Origin of the sequence: Streptomyces sp. A2-16 (genome assembly GCF_018128905.1) — a bacterium.
Lineage (GTDB): Bacteria > Actinomycetota > Actinomycetes > Streptomycetales > Streptomycetaceae > Streptomyces.
Genome location: NZ_CP063808.1, coordinates 1,875,757 through 1,900,586 on the forward strand (window position 1 = coordinate 1,875,757; position 24,830 = coordinate 1,900,586).

A 24,830-nucleotide genomic window follows, 5' to 3' on the forward strand; every position below is an offset into this window, starting at 1 on the left:
GGTGGCGGGTCAGTTCCACTTGTAGCAGTTCGTGCCGTTCCGGTTGAAATCGAAAGAGGCGTTCTCGTTGTACGTCTTGGCGAGCTTGTTGGTGTCCGCCAGGGGGGCGAACGTGTCGCAGGCGCCGCCGTAATTGCTGCTGAAGAAGACCGTGGCGATGTGGTCGACGCTCGCGTTCCAGAACGATGCCGCGTTGTTCTTCACGGCCTGTCCCTTACCGCTTCCGGAGGACAGGTACGTGTAACCCGCGAGGTTGGAGACGCCGTCGTCCGTGAAAGCGGTGTGCGACCCGGAAAGGTTGCTGTTGTAGTAGAAGACTGCGCAGTCCCTCGCCCAGGTGGGACAGCCCTCTCTGGCCTCCGCGTGCGCCGTCGGGGCCACACCGAGGACCGCTACGGCCGCAGCGGGAACTGCCATTGCGAGAGAAAGAACCTTGCGCTTCGACTTCATGGGATCCCCTCGTTTGTGAAATGCCTGAGCGGCATTCGCGAAGATCACCCTAAAGAGGATGAAGGGATCACGACAAGCGGTTTCCAGCCAGTGGGTTGGCCGGGGTGCGACCGGTGGGGTGGCCGGGATGCGACGGGCGCGCGGCACCGGCGCAGGCCCCGTCGCCCGATGATCAAGAGCCGGTACCGGTTAGCCTGGAGCGTCCAGAGTCGGCTGTCGCACCCACCAGCCGGCCCACGCACGCACAGTTCTCAGTGAGGGGCGCCAGGATCCCGTGCGCATCGCCAGATTCTCCATCGACGGGAACGTCGCCTTCGGCGCGGTCGAGGGCGACAAGCCGGACGAACTCGTCCTCGACATCATCAAGGGCATCCCGTTCGCGGACTTCCAGCTCTCCGGTACGAAGGTCCCGCTGAGCAAGGTGCGGCTGCTGCCCCCGGTGCTCCCCAACAAGGTCGTGGCGTACGGCCGCAACTACGCCGACCACGCGAAGGAACTGGGCAACGAGGTCCCGGACGTCCCGTTCGCCTTCTTCAAGCCCTCCACCTCGGTGATCGGTCCCGGCGACGACATCCAGTACCCGTCCTTCTCCGCGGACGTCCACCACGAGGCCGAACTGGCCGTCGTCATCGGCCGGATGTGCCGCGAGGTCCCGCGCGAGCGCGTCAAGGACGTGATCTTCGGCTACACCTGCGCGAACGACGTCACCGCCCGTGACGTCCAGAAGCGCGAGAAGCAGTGGGCCCGGGCCAAGGGCTTCGACACCTCCTGTCCGCTGGGCCCCTGGGTGGAGACCGGCCTGGACCTGGAGACGGCCTCCGACCTGACGATCCAGCTCACCGTGAACGGCGAACAACGCCAGCTCGGCCGCACCAGCGAGATGATCCACCCGATCGAGGATCTGATCGTCAACATCTCCGAGGCCATGACGCTGCTCCCCGGCGACGTGATCCTCACGGGCACCCCGGCAGGCGTCGGGCCGCTCACCGTCGGCGACGAGGTCGCCGTCACCATCGAAGGCATCGGCACTCTCACCAACAAGGTTGTCAAGCGTGGCTAGCGCACCCGTCCGCGTACGTTTCTGCCCCTCGCCCACGGGTAACCCCCATGTGGGCCTGGTCCGCACCGCCCTGTTCAACTGGGCGTTCGCCCGGCACCACCAGGGCACGCTCGTCTTCCGCATCGAGGACACCGACGCGGCCCGCGACTCCGAGGAGTCCTACGAGCAGCTGCTGGACTCGATGCGCTGGCTGGGCTTCGACTGGGACGAGGGCCCCGAGATCGGCGGCCCGCACGCGCCGTACCGCCAGTCGCAGCGCATGGACCTCTACAAGGAGGTCGCGCAGAAGCTCCTGGACGCCGGCCACGCGTACCACTGCTACTGCTCCCAGGAGGAGCTGGACACCCGCCGAGAGGCCGCCCGCGCCGCCGGCAGGCCGTCCGGCTACGACGGTCACTGCCGCGACCTGACCGAGGCGCAGATCGCGGAGTACAAGGCCCAGGACCGCACCCCGATCGTCCGCTTCCGCATGCCCGACGAGACGATCACCTTCACGGACCTGGTCCGCGGCGAGCTGACGTTCACCCCGGAGAACGTCCCGGACTACGGGATCGTACGGGCCAACGGGGCGCCCCTCTACACGCTGGTGAACCCCGTCGACGACGCCCTGATGGAGATCACCCACGTCCTGCGCGGCGAGGACCTGCTCTCCTCCACCCCCCGCCAGATCGCCCTGTACAAGGCGCTGATCGAGCTGGGCGTCGCGAAGTACACGCCCGCGTTCGGGCACCTGCCGTACGTCATGGGCGAGGGCAACAAGAAGCTCTCCAAGCGTGACCCGCAGGCCTCGCTCAACCTCTACCGCGAGCGCGGCTTCCTCCCCGAGGGGCTGCTCAACTACCTGTCCCTGCTGGGCTGGTCGCTCTCGGCGGACCAGGACATCTTCACCACCGGCGAGCTGGTCGCGGCCTTCGACATCGCGGACGTGAACCCCAACCCGGCCCGCTTCGACCTGAAGAAGTGCGAGGCGATCAACGCCGACCACATCCGGCTCCTGGACGTGAAGGACTTCACGGAGCGCTGCGCCCCGTGGCTCAAGGCCCCCTTCGCGCCCTGGGCGCCGGAGGACTTCGACGAGTCGAAGTGGCAGGCGATCGCCCCGCACGCCCAGACCCGCCTGAAGGTCCTCTCGGAGATCACCGACAACGTCGACTTCCTGTTCCTCCCGGAGCCGGTCTTCGACGAGCCCTCCTGGACGAAGGCGATGAAGGAGGGCTCGGACGCCCTGCTGCGCACGGCCCGCGAGAAGCTGGAGTCGGCGGACTGGACCTCGCCGGAGTCCCTCAAGGAGGCCGTCCTGGCCGCCGGCGAGACCCACGGCCTCAAGCTCGGCAAGGCCCAGGCCCCGGTCCGGGTGGCCGTCACCGGCCGCACGGTCGGCCTGCCCCTCTTCGAGTCCCTCGAAGTCCTGGGCAAGGAGACGACCCTGGCCCGCATCGACGCGGCGCTGGAGAAGCTGGCGGCCTGACGCACACGCGCGTGAGGGGCGGCGACCGGGCTTTCCGGCGCCGCCCCTCACGCGTGCGTGTCAGTGGTGCGCACTAGTGTTCCGGCTCACTCGCACACAAGATCCGGAAAGGCGCCGTCATGCCGATGTCCCCTCGCGACTACACCTGGTTGTTCACGCCGGGCAGCACGTTCTCCTACGAGTCCGGGTCCACCGGTGTGATCCACGTCGCCGAGGGCGGGGAGCTCGATCTGCCCACCGGACAGGTCGTCGCCTGCGATCCGTTCGTCTACCTCGGCTCGGGGGACATCGAGCCGTTCACGGTCTCCGTGCCGCCCGGCCGCTACCGCGTGGAGGCGGCCGTCGCGACCCTGGGCCGGCCCGACGAACCCCCGGCCGACAAGCCCCACCTGCGGGTGGCCGCGCTCCGCCTGGTCGTCCGCGACGAGCCCACCGCCGCCTGGGAGTTGGCGCTGCGCCCCGACCAGGATCCCGCGGAGCTCGGGGACGACGAGTTCTTCGGCTACGGCGTGGACGCCGGGACCGGCTGCTTCTACGACGCCGCGGCCGAGGAGGCCTTCCCGGAGGCGCAGGAGGACGAGGGGCCGCTGTGGGACGCCTTCGAGGACAGCGACTGGTCCGGGGGCCCGCACCTGGTCACCTCCCCCTCCACCGGCCACACCCTTGTCGCCGCCACCTCCGGCTGGGGCGACGGCTTCTACCCCACCTGGATCGGACGGTCCGCGTCCGGCGAGGTCACCTGCTTCCTCACGGACTTCTTCGTCGCACCCGACCCCTCCTGAGGCCCCCGACCTCCGAACGCGCCCCGACGACACCCTCTTCGACGCCGCGCTCATCGGGGGGCGACCCCCGAGCCCTCGGCCGGTTCGGCGTACTGTCGGGGGATGAGCATTCGGGCGGTGGTCTGGGACGTCGACGACACTCTCTTCGACTACACGGGGGCGGACCGGATCGGAATGCGGCTGCATCTGGCGGCCGAGGGGCTGTTGGAGGCGTACGAGAGCGTCGACCAGGCCATCGGGCGGTGGCGGGCGGTCACCGACGCCCAGTGGGCGCGGTTCTCCGCGGGCGAGGTCGACTTCCAGGGGCAGCGGCGGGACCGGGTGCGGGTGTTCCTCGGTGAGGAACTGACCGACGCGCAGGCCGACGCCTGGTTCCAGCGGTACATCGCGCACTACGAGACCGCCTGGGCCCTCTTCCCTGACGTCCTGCCCGCACTGGACGCCCTCGCCACCAGTCACCGGCACGCGGTGCTGTCCAACTCCAGCATCCACGTCCAGGACCACAAGCTGCGCGTCCTCGGTGTGCACGACCGCTTCGAGGTCATCCTGTGCGCCGCCGAACTGGGCGTCTCCAAGCCCGAGGCCGGCGCCTTCCTCGCGGCCTGCGACGCCCTGGAGCTCGCTCCGCACCAGGTGGCGTACGTCGGCGACCACCCCGAGATCGACGGCCGGGGCGCCGCCGAGGCCGGACTGCTGTCGGTCTGGATCCACCGCGACGGCAGTGTGCACGCCGATGTCCCCACGCCCACCGGACCACGCCGGATCGCCTCGCTCGCCGAACTCCCCGCGATCCTCGGCGCGGATACCCGTTTTGGAGCCCCGTCCACCTTCGGGTAATGTTCTTCCTGCGCCGCCGGGGAGCGGGCCGAAAGGCCGAAAACCGGAGGAGCGAACTAGAACAAGATCCCCTCCGGGGCTTGCGTTCCAGTGGCCTATGGTGTAATTGGCAGCACGACTGATTCTGGTTCAGTTAGTCTTGGTTCGAGTCCAGGTAGGCCAGCTCGCAGAGCTCATCTGCAGGCGGAGATCAACTCCGCGAAGCCCCCGTTGTGTAGCGGCCTAGCACGCTGCCCTCTCAAGGCAGTAGCGCCGGTTCGAATCCGGTCGGGGGTACAGATCCTTCCCGGAGGGTCAGTCAGGGTCGCACCCGCTGACTCTCATGCAGGATCGCTAGGGCCCCCGTTGTGTAGCGGCCTAGCACGCCGCCCTCTCAAGGCGGTAGCGCCGGTTCGAATCCGGTCGGGGGTACGGAACTGGTCTAAACCACATTGGTCTATGGTGTAATTGGCAGCACGACTGATTCTGGTTCAGTTAGTCTTGGTTCGAGTCCAGGTAGACCAGCTCGGACCTGCGGCGGTGCAGTACTAAGCGCCTGCAGGCTCCACGCCCCCGTTGTGTAGCGGCCTAGCACGCCGCCCTCTCAAGGCGGTAGCGCCGGTTCGAATCCGGTCGGGGGTACAAACACGAAGGCTCTTCGCTGTGGCGGAGGGCCTTCGTCGCGTCCCGGGTTCATTCCCCGGGTTCATTCGAAACCGTATCTCCGGGTCGACTCCTCCTCCTGGGCCAGCCGGTGCAGTGCCAGGAGCATCGGCTCGACGAGCACCGTGCCCAGCACCGCGATCTCGGCCTTCTCCGCCTCCGACGCATGCGACTCCATGAACGCCATGTCCAGCTCGGCCACCTCGCGCATCAACCGCGCGTAGGGCACCAGGATTTCGGGACTCCAGTCGTAGCCGAGACGGCGCAGCGCGGCCGCCGCCAGCACCAGGGAGCGGAACGCGGGGGAGACGCTCGCCATGGCCCGCGCGTTGGACCACCCCAGCGTGCCGAGCAGCTCCTCCATCGCGAGCCTCGCGCCCCGTACGAAGTCGTCGTCCTCGTCCGGCTCCGGCAGCTGAGGCAGCGCCCACACCGCGGAGCCCAGACGCGTCGCGAGGGGCAGGGAGTCGTCGTCGACGTGGCCCAGCACCTCCCTGACCTTGGCCACCGGCACCTTGCCGACCTGGATCATCGCGCGCACCAGCCGCAGCCGGCGCAGATGCTCGTCGTCGTAGTCCGCGGTCGTCGCGTTGATCTGGCGGCCGGGCGCCAACAGCCCTTCGCGCAGGTAGTACTTGATAGTCGCGGTGGACACCCCGCTGCGCTCGCTCAGTTCGGCAAGTCGCATCCCTTGCGCCCCCTCTCGGATAACGGCACTATCCAAGCACGCCACACTCGGATAGTGCCGCTCGCCAACCAGGGGGTCCCATGTTCGGGAAGAAGATCGCCGCAGGGCGTACGACCGCGTCGGTGGACGGGGACGCGGTGGTCCTGCTGATCGGCATGCGCATCAACCACTTCTGGGCCGTGCATCACTGGGTCCCCGTCTTGGTGGCGATGCCGCGAATGCTGCGGGAGCTGTCGCGGGCGCCGGAGCGGGGGCTGCTCGGGCATGTGCTGCTGACGGCGTCACCACGGACGTACTACGTCGTCCAGTACTGGGAGTCCAAGGAGAAGCTGTACGCCTACGCCCACTCGCCGCAGATGTTCCACCACCGGGCCTGGGCGATCATCAACCGCAAGGAGAAGGCGGGCAAGGCCCGGCAGCACGTGGGGCTGTGGCACGAGACGTACGTGGTGCCGGAGGGCTCGCACGAGTCGATCTACGCGGACATGCCGGCGTTCGGCCTGGCGGCGGCGCACGGACAGGTGCCGGTGGAGCGCAGGGGGCGTTCGGCGAAGGAGCGGTTCGCTCACAAGTCCGGGAGCGTGACTCCCTAGGGGCGCGGCCGATGGATGCGACCCGTCGGTCCAGGACCTGCCGCGGCGTTGAGGCCGGTCCTGTTCCGACGGGGTCACGACGATCCCGACGTCCTCAGCCCGTGCGGCGCAGTGCCTCGGAGAGGCGGGCCGCCGCGTCGATGACGGCCTGCGCATGCATGCGGCCCGGGTGGCGGGTCAGGCGCTCGATGGGCCCGGAGACCGAGACGGCGGCCACCACGCGGTTGGAGGGGCCGCGTACGGGCGCTGAGACGGACGCGACGCCCGGCTCGCGCTCGCCGATGGACTGGGCCCAGCCGCGGCGCCGTACGCCCGACAGGGCCGTGGCCGTGAAGCGGGCGCCCTGGAGGCCGCGGTGCAGGCGCTCCGGCTCCTCCCAGGCCATCAGGATCTGTGCCGAGGAACCCGCCTTCATGGTGAGCGTCGAGCCGACCGGGACCGTGTCCCTGAGGCCCGACAGGCGCTCGGCCGCGGCGACGCAGATGCGCATGTCGCCCTGGCGGCGGTAGAGCTGCGCGCTCTCGCCGGTGATGTCCCGCAGGTGCGTGAGCACCGGGCCTGCCGTCGCGAGGAGACGGTCCTCGCCGGCGGCCGCGGCCAGCTCGGCAAGGCGCGGGCCCAGAATGAAACGGCCCTGCATGTCGCGTGCCACCATGCGGTGGTGTTCCAGAGCCACGGCCAGCCGGTGGGCCGTGGGTCGTGCCAGTCCGGTCGCCGCGACCAAGCCTGCGAGGGTGGCCGGACCGGACTCCAGAGCGCTCAGAACAAGGGCTGCCTTGTCCAGAACGCCGACGCCGCTACTGTTGTCCATGAAACGATACTCACGTCTCACTCTGTGAAACGCAAGTTCCTTTTTTCGTGAGACGCGCAACCCTTGTAGGCACAGCGGCCCGCAGACCAACGGGCCTGGCGGCGGGTGCCCGGGAACAGGGGCCACGGGCGTCGCCTCCACAAGATCTTCTAGTTGGGTCGGCGCGGCTCTGGCCGACCGGAGGGAAAGCGATGGGTAGGACACTCGCGGAGAAGGTCTGGGACGACCATGTCGTCCGGCGCGCCGAGGGCGAGCCCGACCTCCTCTTCATCGATCTGCACCTGCTGCACGAGGTGACCAGCCCGCAGGCCTTCGACGGTCTGCGCAAGAGCGGTCGCCAGGTGCGCCGGCTCGACCTGACCATCGCCACCGAGGACCACAACACCCCGACCCTCGACATCGACAAGCCGATCGCCGACCCGGTCTCGCGCGTCCAGCTGGAGACGCTGCGCAAGAACTGCGCCGACTTCGGCGTCCGCCTGCACCCGCTGGGCGACGTCGAGCAGGGTGTCGTGCACGTCGTCGGCCCGCAGCTGGGTCTGACCCAGCCGGGCATGACCGTCGTCTGCGGTGACTCCCACACCTCCACGCACGGCGCCTTCGGCGGTCTGGCGTTCGGTATCGGCACCTCTCAGGTCGAGCACGTGCTGGCCACCCAGACGCTGCCGCTGGTCCGCCCGAAGACCATGGCCATCACGGTCGACGGCGAGCTGCCCGAGGGCGTCACCGCCAAGGACCTGATCCTGGCGATCATCGCGAGGATCGGCACGGGCGGCGGCCAGGGCTACGTCCTGGAGTACCGCGGCTCCGCCATCGAGAAGCTCTCGATGGAAGCCCGCATGACCATCTGCAACATGTCGATCGAGGCCGGTGCCCGCGCGGGCATGATCGCCCCCGACCAGACCACCTTCGACTACCTCGAGGGCCGCCCGCACGCTCCCAAGGGCGAGGACTGGGACGCGGCCGTCGCGTACTGGAAGACGCTGAGGACGGACGAGGACGCCGAGTTCGACGCCGAGGTCGTCATCGACGCCGCCGAACTGTCGCCGTTCGTCACCTGGGGCACCAACCCCGGCCAGGGCGCGCCGCTTTCGGCGCACGTCCCCGATCCCGCTTCGTACGAAGACGCTTCGGAGCGCCTCGCCGCCGAAAAGGCCCTGGAATACATGGGGTTGGAGGCCGGACAGTCGCTGCGCTCCATCAAGGTGGACACCGTCTTCGTAGGTTCGTGCACCAACGGCCGCATCGAGGACCTGCGCGCGGCGGCCGAGCTCGTCAAGGGCCGCAAAGTCGCCGACGGCGTACGGATGCTGGTCGTCCCCGGCTCCGCGCGGGTCGGTCTCCAGGCCGTCTCCGAGGGCCTGGACGTCGTCTTCAAGGAGGCCGGCGCCGAATGGCGGCACGCGGGCTGCTCGATGTGTCTGGGCATGAACCCGGACCAGCTGGCCCCCGGTGAGCGCTCCGCGTCCACCTCCAACCGCAACTTCGAGGGCCGGCAGGGCAAGGGCGGTCGTACGCACCTGGTGTCGCCGCAGGTCGCGGCCGCGACCGCGGTCCTGGGCCACCTGGCTTCGCCCGCCGACCTGTCCGACGCCCCTGCCGCCGCTGGAGTCTGAGAGTCATGGAAGCATTCACCACGCACACCGGCCGGGCCGTCCCGCTGCGCCGCTCCAACGTCGACACCGACCAGATCATCCCTGCTCACTGGCTCAAGAAGGTCACGCGGGACGGGTTCGAGGACGGGCTGTTCGAGGCCTGGCGCAAGGACGAGAAATTCATCCTCAACCAGCCCGAGCGCAAGGGCGCCACGGTGCTGGTCGCCGGTCCCGACTTCGGCACCGGTTCCTCCCGTGAGCACGCGGTGTGGGCGCTGCAGAACTACGGCTTCAAGGCCGTGATCTCCTCCCGGTTCGCCGACATCTTCCGCGGCAACTCGCTCAAGAACGGCCTGCTCACGGTGGTTCTGGACCAGAAGATCGTGGAGGCCCTGCAGGAGCTGAGCGAAAAGGACCCCGAGGCCGAGATCACGGTGGACCTGGAGGCCCGCGAGGTGCGCGCCGAGGGCATCACCGCGAGCTTCGAGCTGGACGAGAACTCCCGCTGGCGGCTGCTGAACGGCCTGGACGACATCTCCATCACCCTCCAGAACGAGGACGACATCGCCGCGTACGAGGCCAAGCGGCCCTCGTACAAGCCGCGGACGCTCCAGGCGTGACGGCACCCCTCCTTCGGAGCAACTGAACAGGTCGAGTTTCGGCCACCCCAACACCCCCGCCGTACCCCCGATCAGCCCGATCGGGGGTACGGCCGTGTCTGCGCCCGGACGGCCGCGCGGCCCGCGACACGCCCGCTCAACTTCCCACGTTACGGCGGGTGTTGTCGGGGTACGCGTCCCTTGTAGCCGTGGCTCCCGGATGTGCCCGGAAGGCCGTTTGAGGCGGCAGTTGCACCCCTAGCAGGCGACAACTCGCCCCAGATGGCACAATCTGTGCATGGAACACGACGGCCAACTCGAGCTCTATGCGGCAGTCGCGGACCAACTCAAGGAAGCGCACGCAAGAGTGCGCGCACTGCAAGTCCCGGAGGGCGTACGGATGGCGCTGACCCGGAAGCTGCTGGTCATTACGGCCGCGGCCAAGCACGACGTCGTCGAAGCGACAAGGCGTCTGGAGGGGTTCATGGCCGACCTCGACGCGGGTCGAATCCCGGAAGAGGAACGCTGAACAAGTCCAGAACAGTCGAGTTCGTTGCGGCACAAGGGTGATAAGCCCGTTTCGTGTTTGATTTGCGGTATATATCTGCCTAACGTGCGAAAAAGCTTGAACACTTTCGTTCGGGCAATGTCTCCGAAGGGGAAGACGTGAACAAGGCGCAGCTCGTAGAAGCGATTGCCGACAAGGTGGGCGGCCGCCAGCAGGCCGCCGACGCGGTCGACGCGGTCCTGGACGCCATCGTCCGCGCGACGGTCGCGGGCGACCGGGTCTCGGTCACCGGCTTCGGTTCGTTCGAGAAGGTCGACCGGCCGGCCCGCTACGCCCGCAACCCCCAGACGGGCGAGCGGGTTCGGGTCAAGAAGACCTCCGTTCCGCGCTTCCGCGCGGGCCAGGGCTTCAAGGACCTGGTGAGCGGCACGAAGAAGCTCCCGAAGAACGACGTCGCGGTCAAGAAGGCCCCCAAGGGCAGCCTGACCGGCGGGGCTTCGGCCACGGTCAAGAAGGCGGCCGCGAAGAAGGCCACCGCCAAGACCGCCGCGGCCAAGAAGACCACGGCGAGGAAGACGACGGCCAAGAAGACCACGGCCACCGCGAAGAAGACGACGGCGAAGAAGGCCCCCGCCAAGAAGGCGACCGGCACCGCCGCCAAGACCACGGCCGCGAGCAAGACCACGGCCAAGAAGACGACGGCCAAGAAGGCCCCGGCGAAGAAGGCGACCGCCAAGAAGGCGCCCGCCAAGAAGTCGGCGGCCCGCACCACCACCGCCAAGAAGGCCACGGCCCGCAAGAGGTAAGGGCACAGGGGCACTCACGCGCCGGGCCGGACTCCGCATCGGAGTCCGGCCCGCGGCGTGTGCGAGGGGGGTTCAGAAGGTCTGGAGGGTCACCAGGGTGATCTTGTCCATGGCCATTTCGATGCGCACCCGCTGTCCGGGGCGCAGCAGCCTCAGGCCACCCGCGTCGAACGCCGCGGCGTCGAAGGACACGGGGGTGCCGTCGTCGAGAAGCACCTGCCCACTGCGGCTTTCGGGGTCGTACGTGTACGCGGTCGCCTGCATGGCCGCAGCCTACTGCCCGGGAATCAGCAACCGCGCCGCGGCGGCGGCCGTCCGGGGGCCCACCCCGAGCGCCAGCGCGGCCCGCAGGTCCTCGCCGGTGTCCACGTCCTGCCGTACGGAATCCACCTCGCCGAGGGAGAGTTCCAGCGCACCCGAGGCGCGATGCCGGGCGCGGGAATCCGGACCGAAGACGGGGCGCAATTCCGTGTCCGCGCGGGCCGCCAGCACCGTGGTGCCGATTGCCGCGGCATCCGCGAGAAATGCGCGCGGGAATTCGGCGGCGGCGTCGAGGACCCGGGTCAATTCCAGCGGACGTAGTGCCGGGAGATCGGCGTTCATGGCGGCGAGGGCGCTTTCGGGGCGTTTCGACCGTACGACGGCCGCCGCGTGTGCGAGAGCCGCGTTCAGGCCCCCTCCGGGCTCGTCGGGGACGATGTGGGCGCCCAGGGCCGCCAGCTCACGGCCGGCCAGGGCGTCGTCCGTGACTACCGCCACATCACCGACCGCCGGGCAGGCCAGCGCGGCCGCCACGGTGTCCTGGGCGAACGCGAGGGCCAGACCCGGGCGCAGCCCGTCGCCGGCGGTGTCCGAGAGCCTGCTCTTGGCCCGCGCCAGGGGTTTCAGCGGGATGACCAACGTCCACTGCACGAGCGTTCCGTCCTTGTCTTGTCGCGGCCATTGTCACTCAGTCGTCACGCGGCCCATCTGGCGGTGTCCGTGGCGGGGCGTACGGTGTTCTCGACAGACAGACGGCCTGGGGCGACACTTGTGCGGCCCCCCAGGCTCTAGAGGAAGGTGTCCGCGTGCCCCGCCGCAGAATCGGCTTCTGGTACCGCTTGGCAGCGGTGATCGCCAAACCGCCGCTCGTGGTTCTGATCAAGCGGGACTGGCGTGGATCGGAGCACATTCCGGCCGACGGCGGCTTTATCACCGCCGTCAACCACAATTCGCACATCGATCCCTTCGCGTACGCGCACTTCCAGTACAACACCGGCCGCGTTCCGCGATTCCTCGCAAAGAGCGGTCTTTTCAACAAGGGATTCATCGGCGCCATGATGCGCGGCACCGGTCAGATCCCCGTCTATCGCGAGACCACCGACGCGCTCAGCGCCTTCCGGGCCGCGATCGACGCCGTGGAGCGCGGTGAGTGCGTCACCTTCTATCCCGAGGGCACCATCACGCGGGACCCCGACCAGTGGCCCATGGTCGGCAAGACCGGCGCCGCGCGCGTGGCACTGCAGACCAAGTGCCCGGTCATCCCGGTCGCGCAGTGGGGCGTCAACGAACTGCTGCCGCCGTACGCCAAGAAACTCCACGTCCTGCCGCGCAAGACCTCGCACGTCCTCGCGGGCCCGCCCGTGGACCTGGCGCGCTTCTACGACAAGGAGATGACCCAGGAGCTCCTGAAGGAGGCCACCGAGGTCATCATGGCCGCGATCACCGCCCAGCTGGAGGTGCTCCGCGGCCAGAAGGCACCCGCGCAGGCGTACGACCCGCGCCGCGAGCGGATCGAGCAGCGGCGCCGGACCCAGGCCCAGAGCGGCCACGAGGGGGAGAAGAGCAAGTGAGCAAGCCCGTCAAGGCGGCGGTCCTCAGCGCCGGTTCGTGGGGCACGGCCTTCGGCGTCGTGCTCGCCGACGCAGGCTGCGACGTGACCCTGTGGGCACGTCGTCCGGAGGTGGCCGAGGCCATCAACTCCACGCGGACGAACCCCGACTACCTCCCCGGCGTGGAGCTCCCGCAGAGTGTCAGGGCGACCACCGATCCCGCCGAGGCCGCCGCGGACGCCGACTTCACCATCCTGTCGATCCCCTCGCAGACCCTGCGCGCCAACCTCGCCGAGTGGACCCCGCTGCTCGCGCCCGACACCGTCCTCGTCTCCCTCATGAAGGGCGTCGAACTCGGCTCCGCCATGCGGATGAGCGAGGTGATCGAGGACGTCGCGAAGGTCGGTGCCGACCGCATCGCCGTGGTCACAGGCCCCAACCTGGCGCGTGAGATCGCCGCCCGGATGCCGGCCGCCGCCGTGGTCGCCTGCACCGACGAGGCGGTCGCCCGGCGGCTCCAGGCCGTCTGCCACACGCCGTACTTCCGCCCGTACACCAACACCGACGTGGTGGGCTGCGAACTCGGCGGCGCCGTGAAGAACGTCATCGGCCTCGCCGTCGGCATCGCGGACGGCATGGGGCTCGGTGACAACGCCAAGGGCTCGCTGATCACGCGCGGTCTCGCCGAGACGACCCGGCTCGGACTCGCCATGGGCGCCGATCCGCTGACGTTCTCCGGCCTCGCCGGTCTGGGCGACCTGGTGGCGACGTGCTCCTCGCCGCTGTCGCGCAACCACACCTTCGGCACCAACCTCGGCAAGGGCATGACCCTGCAGGAGACCATCGCGGTCACCAAGCAGACCGCGGAGGGCGTCAAGTCCTGTGAGTCGGTGCTGGATCTGGCCCGCAGGCACGGCGTCGACATGCCGATCACCGAGACCGTCGTCGGCATCGTGCACGAGGGCAAGTCCCCGGTGGTCGCCGTCAAGGAGCTGATGTCGCGCAGCGCGAAGCCCGAGCGACACTGAGCCACGACAGCGCCTTTTGCCTCGTTCGCCGCAGGGGTGGACGCTGTATCAGGGCACTACCAACGGGTACTCTCAACGCGATATGAGCACCGAGAACCTCCCCCAGAGCCCTGAGCAGCCGCCTCGCAAGCCGCGTGTGGCCGTCGTGTTCGGCGGGCGCAGCTCCGAACACGGGATCTCCGTGGTCACCGCCGGCGCCGTACTGCGGGCCATCGACCGGACCAAGTACGACGTCCTGCCGATCGGCATCACCCGGGACGGCCGCTGGGCGCTCACCGCCGACGAACCGGAACGCATGGCGATCACCGAGCGCCGTACGCCGAGCGTCGAGGAACTGGCCGAGTCGCACGAGGGCGGCGTGGTGCTCCCCGTCGACCCCGCGAACCGCGAAGTCGTCTACAGCGAGCCGGGATCGGTGCCCAAGGCGCTCGGTGAGGTCGACGTCGTCTTCCCCGTCCTGCACGGCCCCTACGGCGAGGACGGTACCCTTCAGGGCCTCCTGGAGCTCTCCGGCGTCCCGTACGTCGGCTCGGGCGTGCTCGCCTCGGCCGTCGGCCAGGACAAGGAGTACATGAAGCGGGTGTTCACCTCCTTCGGGCTCAAGGTGGGCCCGTACGTGGTGATCAGGCCGCGCGAGTGGGAGCGGGACGAGTCCGCGGCCCGCAAGAAGATCGTCGACTTCGCCGGTGAGCACGGCTGGCCGCTCTTCGTGAAGCCCGCGCGCGCGGGCTCGTCGATCGGCATCACCAAGGTCGACGACCTCTCCGGGCTCGACGAGGCGATCGCCGAGGCGCAGAGCCACGACCCGAAGATCCTCGTGGAGGCGGCCCTGCGGGGCCGTGAGATCGAGTGCGGTGTCCTGGAGTTCGAGGACGGCCCGCGCGCGTCGGTCCCGGCCGAGATCCCCCCGCCGCAGGAGCACGCCTACTACGACTTCGAGGCGAAGTACATCGACTCGACCCCGGGCATCGTGCCGGCGCCCCTCACGGCCGAGGAGACGGCCGAGGTGCAGCGGCTCGCGGTCGACGCCTTCGAGGCGGCCTCCTGCGAGGGCCTGGTCCGCGCGGACTTCTTCCTCACCGAGGACGGCGAGTTCGTGATCAACGAGATCAACACGCTCCCGGGCTTCACGCCGATCTCGATGTATCCGCAGATGTGGGAGAAGAGCGGGGTGGCCTACCCGGAGCTGGTGGACAGGCTGATCCAGGCGGCCCTGCGCAGGTCGACGGGGCTTCGGTAACCGTCGGGCGGCTAGTCGGCGATCCCTTCGGGGATCGCCTTCTTTATGCCGGGGGCCAGATCCACCAGGGGCGCCATTCCGTCTGCCGTGCGGTCCTCGGGGATCGTCACCTCGACGTATGCCTTCCGAAGCGTGGTCGTGAACCGGAACGACCCGTCGTCCCGCTTCTCCAGCAGCCAGCCCACCCCGTTCACCTCGACCCCGTCGGCCTCCGGATCGTCCATCTTCGCGGGCCGTTCGACACCGCACCGCAGTATGATCGCCGGGTCACCCCAGCCCGCGGTCAGCGCGGACGCGGGCTCGGGATCCCGACGGTCCTGGTCGTCGACCTTGGACGGCAGAACCCGATCCAGTTCTCGGCACAGCTTCGCGACACCCGCCCCCGGCGAGGGAACCGCCGCCGACGCGCTGTCGTCTGCGGAGGAGCAGCCCGCGACCGTGATCAGCAGGACGAGCGCGGGCAGGCCGAGAGGCCGGTGACGGAAGAAGTTCACCGGCCAAGGGTAGACGGGGGCTACAGATGGACGACCGGGCAGGTCAGGGTGCGGGTGATGCCGTCCACCTGCTGGACCTTGGCGACCACCAGTCGGCCCAGGTCGTCCACGGTGTCGGCTTGGGCACGAACGATCACGTCATACGGTCCTGTCACGTCCTCGGCCTGGATGACTCCAGGAATCTTGCTGATCGTCTCGGCGACGGTCGACGCCTTGCCGACCTCCGTCTGGATCAGGATGTACGCCTGTACCACGGAACCTCCAGGGCGGCCACGAGGATCATGTGGGGAAAAGGAACGCCACGGTATCGCGTCGTCGCTCGCCGCGGGGAGACCCGCGGGGACCCGGACGCACGTGCCGGGGTGCGGACACGGCAGAAGTTCACGGTCCCCTCGACCGTATCGAGGACACTGATGACGCGCGACCGGGCACGGCACGGTACAGAAGGGGCGTAAGGGCAATGAAGGGCACTGTTGGTGAGCTCGGGGAGTTCGGGCTCATCAGGGAGCTCACCTCCCGTCTCACCACCACCCCGGCGGTCCGGGTGGGCCCCGGCGACGACGCCGCGGTGGTCGCCGCGCCCGACCGCAGGGTCGTGGCGAGCACCGACATCCTGCTGGAGGGGCGGCACTTCCGCCGCGACTGGTCCACGGCCTACGACGTCGGGCGCAAGGCGGCCGCGCAGAACCTCGCGGACATCGCCGCCATGGGCGCCGTGCCGACCGCCCTGCTGCTCGGCCTGGTCGTGCCCGCCGAACTCCCCGTGACCTGGCCCTCGGAGCTCATGGACGGCCTGCGCGACGAGTGCCAGGTCGCCGGCGCGTCGGTGGTCGGCGGGGACGTCGTACGAGGCGACACGATCATGGTCTCCATCACCGCCCTCGGCGATCTGCGGGGCCAGGAGCCGGTCACCCGGGCCGGTGCCCAGCCCGGCGACCTGGTGGCCGTGACCGGCTGGCTGGGCTGGTCCGCGGCCGGGTACGCGGTGCTCTCCCGCGGCTTCCGCTCGCCGCGCGCCTTCGTCGAGGCGCACCGGCGCCCCGAGCCGCCCTACCACGCGGGCCCGGCCGCCGCCGCGCTCGGCGCGACCGCGATGTGCGATGTCAGCGACGGGCTGATTGCCGACCTCGGACACATCGCCGAGGCCAGCAAGGTCCGTATCGACGTCCGTTCCGGCGCGATCGACATCCCCTCGCAGATGAACGACATCGGGCAGGCCGTCGGTGTCGATCCCCTGCAGTGGGTGCTCACCGGAGGCGAGGACCACGCGATCGTGGCGACCTTCTCGCCGGACGTGAAGCTCCCGGCCCGCTGGAAGGTGATCGGCGAGGTGCTCAACCCCTCGGCGCTGCCCCAGGTGACGGTCGACGGGGCGCCCTGGACCAGCAAGGGCGGCTGGGACCACTTCGGCGAGGACATCGAGTCGTGAAGCCCCTGGTGCTCACGGTGGCGGGCTCCGACTCCGGCGGAGGCGCCGGAATCCAGGCCGACTTGAAGACCATGCTCGCGCTCGGCGTGCACGGCATGAGTGTCGTCACGGCGGTCACCGCGCAGAACTCCCTTGGCGTGCAAGGCGCTTGGGAGCTGCCGGTGGAGGCGGTCCGGGCCCAGTACCGCAGTGTCGTGGACGACATCGGCGTCCAGGCCGTCAAGACCGGGATGCTCGCCTCGGCCGAACTCGTCGAGGCGGTGGCCGAGTTGATTGGCGCCACCGACGCCCCGGCCGTGATCGACCCGGTGGGGGTCTCCAAGCACGGCGACTCCCTGCTGGCCTCGGAGGCGCTCGACTCCATGCGGCACAAACTGCTCCCGGTCGCCACCGTGGCCACCCCGAACCTCGACGAGGTGGCCCAGCTGACCGGCGTACGGGTCGAGTCGGAGGCCGGGCTGCGCGAGGCCGCCGACGCCGTCCTGTCGTACGGGCCGAAGTGGGTGCTCATCAAGGGCGGCCATCTCCCCGGCGACGCCGTGGACCTGCTCACCGACGGCTCCGAGGAGCACTGGCTGCGCGCGCCCCGCCACGACAACCGGCACACGCACGGCACGGGCTGCACCCTCGCCTCCGCGATCGCCTCGCAGCTCGCGAAGGGACAGTCCGTGCGGGAGGCGGTGGGGGCCGCGAAGGAGTACGTGACCGGGGCGATCGCCGCCGGGTTCGCGCTCGGCGGCGGGATCGGGCCCGTGGACCACGGCTGGGCGCTCACACGGCGGGGTGCTCCGGGAGCCTGATGCTCGCCGCCGAGATCTCGGTGAGGCGCTCGAAGAAGGCCGCCGACGGGCGGGAGGCCGCGTCGCCGGCCGGCTTGGCAGGTACGGCAAAAAGCCGGTCCACCCTCGGGTGAACCGGCTCAGAGCCGCGAACCAGCAGTGGCCGCGCGCTTAGCTGTGCGTCAGCGCGAGACCTTGCCGGCCTTGATGCACGAGGTGCAAACGTTGAGGCGCTTCGGCGTCCCGCCGACCACCGTACGGACGTGCTGGATGTTCGGGTTCCAGCGACGGGACGTACGGCGGTGCGAAAACGACACGCTGTTGCCGAAGCCCGGCCCCTTGCCGCAGACGTCGCAGTTGGCAGCCACGGGTCACTCCAAAGACTTCAGATGCACTTACGGTTGGATCCCGGCGGGCCGGGATCGAGATCGTAGGATCAAAGATCTGATTGGCGCTGCCAGGGGGAATGGCCCGATCGGGATCGGGCAACCGGAACAGCATACAACGACTGCGCCAGTAGAACGAAACTACCATGGCTGATCAGGCACTCGCTCCCGGCCCTCTTCCGGCGGACACCCGCCCGGGGTCTACGCTGCGTCCAGTCCAGCAGCCCGAGGAGGCGCAGGTGGCGCAGGTGCCGCAGACATTCTTCGATGCTCTCGCGGTGCGCACCTGGTGCGGTCTCGCGCTGCGGGCGCTGGGCCGGGCCCGCGAGGAGATCGACGCGATCAACGTCTACCCCGTCGCCGACGGGGACACCGGCACCAACCTGTATCTCACGGCGGAGTCGGCGGCCGCGGCCGTGGAGGCCGTCTTCGAGGCCCACGACGCCCATGACTCGGGGAAACCCGCGCTCGCCGACGCCGCGCGCGCGATGGCGCACGGAGCCCTCATAGGCGCCCGCGGCAACTCGGGCACGATCCTCGCCCAGCTGCTGCGCGGCATGGCCCAGGTGCTCGCCGCCGACGGTGAGACGACTCACACGGACGGCGAGGGACTCCGGCTCGCCCTCCGGCACGCCGCCGACTCCGCCCGTCAGGCCGTGGCCCACCCCGTCGAGGGCACGGTCCTCACGGTCGCCTCGGCCGCCGCCGACGCGGCCGGGGGAGCGGAGGGCGACTGCGGGACGGTCGCCCGGGCCGCCTACGACGGCGCACGCACCGCCCTCGCCGCGACCCCCGGCCAGCTGGCGGTCCTGGAGCGGGCGGGAGTGGTGGACGCCGGCGGGCGGGGGCTGGTGGCCGTGCTGGGGGCGCTGGTGGAGACGTTCACGGGGGAGGTGCCCAGGGCGGTCCCGGTGACGAGCGGGACGGGGTATGCGCGCGTGGCCGGAGATACGGGGCACACGCGCGTGGCGGGCCATACGGCTGTGACCTCCCCCGCGATCTCCGCCGACATCTCCGAAGCCGCCGCCGACGTTCTCGCCGCGGCCCCCGAGGAGTGCGCCGACGGCCCGGACAGCGGTGGCCCCGCCTTCGAGGTGATCTACCTCCTGGAGGCCGACGACGACGCCGTCGCGCGGCTGCGGCAGCGGCTCGACGGGCTCGGGGACTCCCTCGTGGTGGTCGGCGGCGACGGACTGTGGAACGTCCATGTGCACGTCGACGACGCGGGCGCCGCCGTGGAGGCGGGTGTCGAGGCCGGACGGCCGTACCGCATCCGCATCACCCACTTCGGCCTCGAGGACGTGCACACCACCGGTGCCGAACGGCCGCCCCGCGAGCGCGCCCAGCGGGCCGTCGTCGCCGTCGTGCCCGGCGAGGGCCTGGCCGGGCTCTACACCGAGGCCGGCGCGACCACCGTGCTCGCCCGTCCCGGGGAGCCGCCCGCGAGCGGGGAACTCGTGGAGGCCGTACGACGGGCCCACGCGCGCGAGGTCGTGCTGCTGCCCAACGACGCCGACCTGCGCCACACCGCGGCCGCCGCGGCCGAGCAGGCCCGCACGGAGGGCATCCGGGTCGCGCTGATCCCGACGCGCTCCGCGGTCCAGGGCATCGCGGCGCTCGCCGTGCACGAGCCGGAGCGCCGCTTCGACGAGGACGTCGTTCAGATGACCTCGGCGGCCGGCGCGACCCGCTACGCCGAGGTCGCCGTCGCCGAACGCCAGTCCTGGACCATGGCGGGCATCTGCCAGGCCGGTGACGTCCTCGGGCTGATCGACGGGGACGTGGCCGTGATCGGTTCGGACGTCACCGTCACCGCCGAGGCCGTCCTCGACCGCATGCTCTCGGCCGGCGGCGAGCTGGTCACCCTCGTCCTCGGCGACGAGGCCCCCGAGGCCGTCGCGGACCACCTGGAGGCGCGGGTCCGGGAGTCGTACCTCGCCGTGGACACGGTGGTGTATCGGGGCGGACGGCAGGGAGCCGTACTGCTCATCGGCGTCGAATAGGCCCCCTGGGCGCTCAGCCGTCCTGTTCCTCCGTGAGCTCCAGCACCTGCCGTGCCTCGGCACGACGGGACTGTGCCGTCGCGTCGGCCCCGTCCGCGTCGCCGTAGGCGTCGAGCACCGCACGCGCGCGTGCCGCTGCCTCGGCCGGCCGGCTCAGGTCGGCCGCCAGCCAGCCCGCCGCGAGCTCGGCACCGGTCCGGGCGTCCAGGGCGTCGTCGCCGAGCGAGGCGAACAGCACGATCGACTCGGCGACCTGGGTCAGCGCCTCCTCCAGAACCGCCCGGATCGAGTCGTCCTCGGCGTCCTCGGGCACGGAACGGGCCAGCAGATCCCCGAACTGCCGGTGGGTGTGCCCGAGTTCGCCGACCAGTCGCAGCCGCGCCTCCTCGTCGGCCCCTGCGTCGCCCAGCGCGGACTCGCACTCCCCGACCGCCTCCGCCATCAGCTCCCGTGCCGCGTCCGCCCCGTGCTCGGCGCGCAGCGCGAGCCACGCGCGGGCGCGCAGCGAGCGGACCAGGCCGTGGACGTTGCCGAGCTCGCGCCACAGGCCGCCCGCGCGCGCGTACGCCCGGTCGGCCTCGGCGGGCAGCCCCGCGGCCCCGAGGGACTCGGCGGCGAGGTGGGCGAGGGTGGCGTGGTCGTGCTGCTCGGGCCAGTGCCGGGCGATCTCGGCGGCCTGAAGACGCCGTTCGGCCGCCTCCCGGTACTCGCCCAGCTCACTCAGGCAGTCGCCGAGCCACCACTGCGTCTGGACGACCGTCCCCTCGCCGTGCCGCTCGGCACTCAGGTCGGGCAGCGCCGACTCCAGCACCTCCGCGGCCTCGGCCCACCGGCCGAGGCGCAGCAGGAACCCGCCCAGCTGGTGCCGGGCGAGGGCACCCAGCGTCGGCCCCTCCCCGGCCTCGTCGGCCCAGTGAGCCGCTTCCAGGGCATGCTCGGCCGCCTCCTCGGCGAGTCCGCGGCCGCCGACGACCTCGGCGAGCTGGAGATGCAGCTGGGCCCGACCGACCGCCTCCAGATGGGGGCCGCCGTGCTCCAGGGCCGCCCGCAGTGCCTGCTCCGTCCCGTCCGGGTCGCCCAGGTGGTGCCTGAGCCCGGCCAGCCGTGCCTCGTACTCCACCGCGAACCACGGCAGACCGGCCGTCACGAACCCGGCCGCGGCCCTCGTGAACCCTTCCGCGGCGGCCGCCAGGTCCCCGGTCCGCGCGGCCAGCTCCGCCAGCATGGCCTGCGCCTCGGCGACCCGCGCGGCGAGCCGCACATCGTCCCCGGTCCGCCCCTCGACGAGCGCGAGGACCTCGCATACGGCCCGCTCCGCCTCGGAGAGGACACCGGCGTCCTCGCTCTCGTGCACCCGCCGCATCAGGATCCGCGCCCGGGACATCAGCACCGACGCGGTCTGCAGCACGCCCGTGCCGTCGGCGGAGTAGAGCGCCAGGATCTCGTCGTACGGCCCGGCGATCGCCGTGAGTGCCTCGTCCACCTCGCCCGCCAGCGCGCGGACGTACGCGGCACGCGCGTGTGCGGCCAGCGCCTCGCCGGGGTCGCCCGCCTCCGCGTACAACTCGGCGGCCTGCTCGAACAGTTCGACACCCTCGGGGCCCATACCCATCGCCCGGTGGTCGGCCGCCTCCGCACGGTCGCGCGGGTCCAGCTCGACACCCCGGGCGGCCCGTTCGACCGCCGCCCACGCCTCCACGGCGTTCGGCCGGAGGGTGTCCGACAGCCGCCGCGCCTCGGCGACCAGCGCGGGCAGATCGGGCTCCTCGACGCTCACGGGAGCAGGCGGCGCCGTCACGGGCGCGGCGACCGTGCGCACCGTCCGCACGCCCAGCGGCAGCCGCTCCACGAGGGCCGTCTGCGCCATGCGCGCGCGTGCCCGTTCGCTGATGTGTGCCGTGCCGTTGCGCTCGTCGAAGCGGGCGGCCAGTGCGAGGGCCTCCGCGCGCGCGTGGGCTGCGAGTTCACGCGCGGTCCAGGACCGGCCGGCGGGCCCGGGCACCGACCGGTCGCCCAGGCCCAGCCCGGTCAGCCGGTCCATCAGCAGGGCCACCACGGCAGTGAACTCCAGCCTGCTGCGCGGGTGGCCGTCGTCCGTGAAGTACGCGGGACGCTCCGCGAGCAGCTCCAGGCCGCGTGCCTCGTTGCCGCTGAGCGCGCAGAACTCGACGTGGTCCGCGTAGGCGCCGCGCATGCTCTCCATGGACCGCACGAGCCGGAAGCCCCGCAGATGGTTGGCGCGTGCCTCGTCGAGGCGGCCCAGGCGCAGCAGCGGCCCCAGGGAGGACGCGAGGACCGCGTGCGGCTCATGGGCGCAGGTGAACTCGCCCGCCAGGACCGGCGCCCACAGCTCGAGCGCCTCCTCGTCCCGTCCGCGCTGCACCTGCCACCAGCCCTGCTCGTGCAGCTCGCAGGCGTGGCAGTCGGCCATGTCGTCCCGGTCGGCGGCCAGCCACGCCGTGTACGCGCGCTCGGCCCGCTCCAGGTCCCCGGTGTGGGCGGCCACGCTGTACTCGGCGCTGCGCACGGCCCGCTCGGAGTGCCCGGCCAGCCGGTAGCGGTGCTCCATCTCGCCGAGCCACTTCTCCATGGCGGAGAGCGGGATGTGCGGCTGGTCGAGCATGCCGGCCGTCATCCACTTGAAGACCCAGTGCAGCGCGTGGGTCTCGTACTCGTCGAAGTCCTCGGGGTGCTCGTCCCACATGCGCAGCAGCCGCGCGAAGGGGACGAACATCTTGGCCTTCTCGGAGCTGTAGTTGTAGACCTTCAGCTGATGCCCGAGCGCCTCGATCACCGCGAGCGGGATGTTCAGCCTCTCGGCCTCGGCGAGCAGCTGCTCCGCGCGCGCGTTGCGGGCGGGTCCCTCCGGCTCCTCGGCGTTCTCCGCCATCGCTCGGCGCAGTGCGTCGAAGGCCGGGCTCTGGTCGACTCCGCTCATCAGCGGCCCTCCTCGCCGTTCGTGGCCCACTCAAGCAGGCCCATGAAGGCGCGGTTCAGCAGCGCCGAGTCCGCGGGCCTGAGCGGCCGTTGGGCCATCAGCAGCGCCTGCCCGTACAGGGACTCGGTGGCGGTGCCGATCAGCTCGGGGTCGCCCAGCGAACCGATCCGCCGCACCAGCGGGTTGAGATGGTTCAGCACGAGTCGCGCGCGGGGGGCGCTCCCGCGCAGCGAGCCGAGGATGCCCGCCCACAGGTCGTCGGCCCGGTCCTCGGCCTCCGCCCGTGCCTGTTCGTGCCGGGAGTCCCGGTCGTCCAGGTGCAGCGCGGGCACGGACAGCGGCCGGAAGGCCCGCAGGACGACATCGCAGCCCAGCGGGTCGAGCCTGGCCCGCGCGGCCGCCAGGAAGCCGGACAGCGCCAGTTCCTCGGCCGGATCGACCAGGTCCATGTGGGCGGTGACGGTGTCCGCGTCCAGCTCGGCGACGACCGTCCCCGGCCGCACCGAGGGCAGCGCCTCGACCAGGTCGCTGTCGTAGGTGTAACCGCCGTTGACCACCCCGACGCCCTGCGCGGACGCGATCGGCGCGACCTGCCGGTACTCCTCGACGGTCCGCGTGAAGTGCACCACCGCGTGGCGCTGCGCGAACTCTTCCAGGGACAGCCGCCCGTCGGTCGTCTCGAACGGCAGCCAGGGCAGCATCGTGCGCAGCATGTCCCGGTCGTGCCGGGCGAGCGACTTGACCCCCAGGTGGTGCACGGAGAGGAAGGCCGCGAGCCGTTCCGGGTCCCCGGCGGCGAGCCCCGTCAGCCAGGACCGGATCCGCTCCCCGAGCGCGTCCCGTACGGCGGCCAGCGTCTCGTCCTCGTACAGCGACTCGCGCGAGGCGGTGGGCCGCAGGCTGTCCGTGTCCAGCACGCAGCGCACGAAGAACGCCCAGTCCGGCAGCAGCTGTTCGGCCCGCTCGGTCAGCAGCATGCCCTTGAGGTGCACGCGATGGGTCGCCCGCTGGGCGGGGCTGACGGCAGCGGGAAGGACGTAGGCGACGCCGCGGATCCCGGCCAGCGGCACGTTGAGTTCGATCGAGTCCAGCGGGGTGAAGCCGAACAGGTCGTGACAGTGCCGGGCCAGGGCCACCCTGCGGGTGGCGGGGGAGGGGTACGGCCGGTCCCAGGGCGCCGGCAGATCGGTGACCGCCTCGTCGCCGACCCGGACGTCGTACGGCAGCAGGGAGCCGAAGTCCCGGGCGAGCCGGAGGACCCGCTCGGGCGTGAGCCACTCGCCGGCGCCCGCCCGCGCGACCAGGTGCACGGTGGTCCCCGGCTCCGGACGGGCGTCTTCGGGCAGCGTGCGCACCCGGTACGAACCGTCGTCGCTCGCCGTCCACTCCACCGGCGGCGCATCCGGCGTGCGGGCGCTGCGGCTGACCACGCGGATCCGCTCGGCCACCACGAAACAGGCGAGCAGCCCGATGCCGAACTGCCCCAGGAAGTCGGAGCGGACCTCCTGGAGCCCCTCGGCCCGCTTGGAGCTGCGTCCGATGGTGGCCAGCAGGTCGTGCACGTCCGCCTCGGTGAGCCCGACCCCGGAGTCCTCGACCCGCAGGGCGCCCTCCTCGACGTACAGGCGCACCGTGGCCGGGGCGTCGGGCTGCTCGGCCCGCCGGGCCGTGATCGCGTCCACGGCGTTCTGCAGCAGCTCGCGCAGATAGACCTTGGGGCTGGAGTAGAGGTGATGGGAGAGGAGGTCCACCAGACCGCGCAGGTCGACCTGGAACGTGTGAGGCTGCTGAGGGACCTGGGGTACCTGGGATGACTGTGAGGTCTGGGAATCCATCATCACAGCGCCGGTGGGGGCGTTCGCGGCGCGGGGTCGGGCGGTCCC

25 protein-coding genes and 5 tRNA genes are annotated in these 24,830 nt (G+C 70.8%); 20 read left to right on the forward strand and 10 right to left on the reverse strand.

What is annotated here, in order from left to right; translation table 11 throughout:
* Positions 1 to 9: 9 nt before the first annotated feature.
* Positions 10 to 417, reverse strand: a complete 408-nt coding sequence (locus IOD14_RS08645) for a peptidase inhibitor family I36 protein (protein WP_249125870.1) — start codon at positions 415 to 417, stop codon at positions 10 to 12.
* A gap of 307 nt (positions 418 to 724) precedes the next feature.
* Here IOD14_RS08645 and IOD14_RS08650 point away from each other — a divergent pair, with 307 nt between their 5' ends.
* The 9 genes from IOD14_RS08650 to IOD14_RS08690 all read left to right on the forward strand — a co-directional run bounded on the left by IOD14_RS08650 (position 725) and on the right by IOD14_RS08690 (position 5,218).
* Entirely contained in the window at positions 725 to 1,510 is a 786-nt protein-coding gene (locus tag IOD14_RS08650) for a fumarylacetoacetate hydrolase family protein (RefSeq protein WP_123991823.1), read from the forward strand.
* Complete coding sequence (gltX, locus tag IOD14_RS08655) at positions 1,494 to 2,978, forward strand: glutamate--tRNA ligase (RefSeq protein WP_123991824.1); 1,485 nt, start codon at positions 1,494 to 1,496, stop codon at positions 2,976 to 2,978. The genes IOD14_RS08650 and gltX overlap by 17 nt, the downstream gene beginning before the upstream one ends.
* A 119-nt stretch (positions 2,979 to 3,097) precedes the next feature.
* Positions 3,098 to 3,760 carry a DUF4241 domain-containing protein gene (locus IOD14_RS08660; protein WP_123991825.1) on the forward strand — a complete coding sequence of 221 codons (663 nt, stop codon included), beginning with the start codon at positions 3,098 to 3,100 and terminating at the stop codon, positions 3,758 to 3,760.
* A gap of 102 nt (positions 3,761 to 3,862) precedes the next feature.
* Positions 3,863 to 4,597 (forward strand): HAD family hydrolase, encoded by a 735-nt coding sequence (locus tag IOD14_RS08665; protein ID WP_123991826.1) that lies wholly within the window; start codon positions 3,863 to 3,865, stop codon positions 4,595 to 4,597.
* A 91-nt stretch (positions 4,598 to 4,688) separates the two neighbouring features.
* Positions 4,689 to 4,760, forward strand: a tRNA-Gln gene (locus IOD14_RS08670).
* 40 nt (positions 4,761 to 4,800) lie between these two features.
* A tRNA-Glu gene (locus tag IOD14_RS08675) sits at positions 4,801 to 4,873 on the forward strand.
* Between the two features lie 62 nt (positions 4,874 to 4,935).
* Positions 4,936 to 5,008: transfer RNA gene (locus IOD14_RS08680), tRNA-Glu, on the forward strand.
* A 21-nt stretch (positions 5,009 to 5,029) separates the two neighbouring features.
* A tRNA-Gln gene (locus IOD14_RS08685) sits at positions 5,030 to 5,101 on the forward strand.
* 44 nt (positions 5,102 to 5,145) lie between these two features.
* Positions 5,146 to 5,218 (forward strand) — tRNA-Glu (locus IOD14_RS08690).
* A gap of 64 nt (positions 5,219 to 5,282) precedes the next feature.
* Here IOD14_RS08690 and IOD14_RS08695 read toward each other — a convergent pair.
* On the reverse strand, positions 5,283 to 5,927 hold the full coding sequence (locus IOD14_RS08695; protein ID WP_123991827.1) for a MerR family transcriptional regulator: 645 nt from the start codon (positions 5,925 to 5,927) through the stop codon (positions 5,283 to 5,285).
* An 80-nt stretch (positions 5,928 to 6,007) separates the two neighbouring features.
* Here IOD14_RS08695 and IOD14_RS08700 point away from each other — a divergent pair, with 80 nt between their 5' ends.
* Positions 6,008 to 6,520, forward strand: coding sequence for a DUF4188 domain-containing protein (locus IOD14_RS08700; RefSeq protein WP_123991828.1), 513 nt, complete (start codon positions 6,008 to 6,010; stop codon positions 6,518 to 6,520).
* Positions 6,521 to 6,614: 94 nt separating this feature from the next.
* Here the strand turns inward: IOD14_RS08700 and ndgR are convergent, their stop codons facing one another.
* On the reverse strand, positions 6,615 to 7,331 hold the full coding sequence (gene ndgR, locus IOD14_RS08705; RefSeq protein ID WP_007384919.1) for an IclR family transcriptional regulator NdgR: 717 nt from the start codon (positions 7,329 to 7,331) through the stop codon (positions 6,615 to 6,617).
* 191 nt (positions 7,332 to 7,522) lie between these two features.
* On the opposite strand from ndgR, the gene leuC reads away from it, so the two are divergent.
* From leuC to IOD14_RS08725, 4 genes are all read left to right on the forward strand, one after another.
* Positions 7,523 to 8,947 carry a 3-isopropylmalate dehydratase large subunit gene (gene leuC / locus IOD14_RS08710; RefSeq protein WP_123991829.1) on the forward strand — a complete coding sequence of 475 codons (1,425 nt, stop codon included), beginning with the start codon at positions 7,523 to 7,525 and terminating at the stop codon, positions 8,945 to 8,947.
* A gap of 5 nt (positions 8,948 to 8,952) precedes the next feature.
* A complete protein-coding gene (gene leuD, locus IOD14_RS08715) occupies positions 8,953 to 9,546 on the forward strand; it encodes a 3-isopropylmalate dehydratase small subunit (protein WP_123991830.1) in 594 nt (197 codons plus the stop codon).
* A gap of 277 nt (positions 9,547 to 9,823) precedes the next feature.
* Positions 9,824 to 10,054: a hypothetical protein gene (locus IOD14_RS08720; protein ID WP_007384922.1), complete on the forward strand. Its 231-nt coding sequence runs from the start codon at positions 9,824 to 9,826 to the stop codon at positions 10,052 to 10,054.
* Between the two features lie 137 nt (positions 10,055 to 10,191).
* The gene (locus IOD14_RS08725; RefSeq protein ID WP_037708473.1) at positions 10,192 to 10,839 is read left to right on the forward strand and encodes an HU family DNA-binding protein; all 648 of its coding nucleotides are present in this window, start codon (positions 10,192 to 10,194) and stop codon (positions 10,837 to 10,839) included.
* Between the two features lie 72 nt (positions 10,840 to 10,911).
* On the opposite strand, the gene IOD14_RS08730 is transcribed toward IOD14_RS08725, so the two are convergent.
* Positions 10,912 to 11,103, reverse strand: coding sequence for a hypothetical protein (locus IOD14_RS08730; RefSeq protein WP_123991831.1), 192 nt, complete (start codon positions 11,101 to 11,103; stop codon positions 10,912 to 10,914).
* A gap of 9 nt (positions 11,104 to 11,112) precedes the next feature.
* The gene (gene cofC / locus IOD14_RS08735; protein WP_123991832.1) at positions 11,113 to 11,751 is read right to left on the reverse strand and encodes a 2-phospho-L-lactate guanylyltransferase; all 639 of its coding nucleotides are present in this window, start codon (positions 11,749 to 11,751) and stop codon (positions 11,113 to 11,115) included.
* 155 nt (positions 11,752 to 11,906) lie between these two features.
* Here cofC and IOD14_RS08740 point away from each other — a divergent pair, with 155 nt between their 5' ends.
* From IOD14_RS08740 to IOD14_RS08750, 3 genes are all read left to right on the forward strand, one after another.
* Complete coding sequence (locus IOD14_RS08740; RefSeq protein WP_123991833.1) at positions 11,907 to 12,671, forward strand: lysophospholipid acyltransferase family protein; 765 nt, start codon at positions 11,907 to 11,909, stop codon at positions 12,669 to 12,671.
* Positions 12,668 to 13,678 (forward strand): NAD(P)H-dependent glycerol-3-phosphate dehydrogenase, encoded by a 1,011-nt coding sequence (locus tag IOD14_RS08745; RefSeq protein WP_123991834.1) that lies wholly within the window; start codon positions 12,668 to 12,670, stop codon positions 13,676 to 13,678. Before IOD14_RS08740 ends, IOD14_RS08745 begins: the two co-directional genes overlap by 4 nt.
* A gap of 82 nt (positions 13,679 to 13,760) precedes the next feature.
* Positions 13,761 to 14,918, forward strand: coding sequence for a D-alanine--D-alanine ligase family protein (locus tag IOD14_RS08750; protein ID WP_212669991.1), 1,158 nt, complete (start codon positions 13,761 to 13,763; stop codon positions 14,916 to 14,918).
* Positions 14,919 to 14,929: 11 nt separating this feature from the next.
* Here IOD14_RS08750 and IOD14_RS08755 read toward each other — a convergent pair whose 3' ends face one another.
* Together IOD14_RS08755 and IOD14_RS08760 are read right to left on the reverse strand one after the other, a co-directional pair.
* The gene (locus tag IOD14_RS08755; protein ID WP_123991836.1) at positions 14,930 to 15,412 is read right to left on the reverse strand and encodes a DUF3515 domain-containing protein; all 483 of its coding nucleotides are present in this window, start codon (positions 15,410 to 15,412) and stop codon (positions 14,930 to 14,932) included.
* Positions 15,413 to 15,432: 20 nt separating this feature from the next.
* The gene (locus tag IOD14_RS08760) at positions 15,433 to 15,666 is read right to left on the reverse strand and encodes an Lrp/AsnC ligand binding domain-containing protein (protein ID WP_020121007.1); all 234 of its coding nucleotides are present in this window, start codon (positions 15,664 to 15,666) and stop codon (positions 15,433 to 15,435) included.
* A 206-nt stretch (positions 15,667 to 15,872) separates the two neighbouring features.
* Between IOD14_RS08760 and IOD14_RS08765 the strand changes: the two genes are divergently transcribed.
* Together IOD14_RS08765 and thiD are read left to right on the forward strand one after the other, a co-directional pair.
* Positions 15,873 to 16,841, forward strand: coding sequence for a thiamine-phosphate kinase (locus IOD14_RS08765; protein ID WP_123991837.1), 969 nt, complete (start codon positions 15,873 to 15,875; stop codon positions 16,839 to 16,841).
* Positions 16,838 to 17,641 carry a bifunctional hydroxymethylpyrimidine kinase/phosphomethylpyrimidine kinase gene (gene thiD / locus IOD14_RS08770; RefSeq protein WP_123991838.1) on the forward strand — a complete coding sequence of 268 codons (804 nt, stop codon included), beginning with the start codon at positions 16,838 to 16,840 and terminating at the stop codon, positions 17,639 to 17,641. Before IOD14_RS08765 ends, thiD begins: the two co-directional genes overlap by 4 nt.
* A 161-nt stretch (positions 17,642 to 17,802) precedes the next feature.
* Here thiD and rpmB read toward each other — a convergent pair whose 3' ends face one another.
* Positions 17,803 to 17,988: a 50S ribosomal protein L28 gene (rpmB, locus tag IOD14_RS08775; RefSeq protein WP_007384934.1), complete on the reverse strand. Its 186-nt coding sequence runs from the start codon at positions 17,986 to 17,988 to the stop codon at positions 17,803 to 17,805.
* 257 nt (positions 17,989 to 18,245) lie between these two features.
* Between rpmB and IOD14_RS08780 the strand changes: the two genes are divergently transcribed.
* Entirely contained in the window at positions 18,246 to 20,009 is a 1,764-nt protein-coding gene (locus tag IOD14_RS08780) for a DAK2 domain-containing protein (protein WP_212669992.1), read from the forward strand.
* A 13-nt stretch (positions 20,010 to 20,022) separates the two neighbouring features.
* Here IOD14_RS08780 and IOD14_RS08785 read toward each other — a convergent pair whose 3' ends face one another.
* Both IOD14_RS08785 and IOD14_RS08790 read right to left on the reverse strand, forming a co-directional pair.
* Complete coding sequence (locus IOD14_RS08785; RefSeq protein WP_212669993.1) at positions 20,023 to 22,947, reverse strand: tetratricopeptide repeat protein; 2,925 nt, start codon at positions 22,945 to 22,947, stop codon at positions 20,023 to 20,025.
* Positions 22,947 to 24,782, reverse strand: a complete 1,836-nt coding sequence (locus IOD14_RS08790; protein ID WP_212673229.1) for an HSP90 family protein — start codon at positions 24,780 to 24,782, stop codon at positions 22,947 to 22,949. Before IOD14_RS08790 ends, IOD14_RS08785 begins: the two co-directional genes overlap by 1 nt.
* Between the last annotated feature and the right edge of the window lie 48 nt (positions 24,783 to 24,830).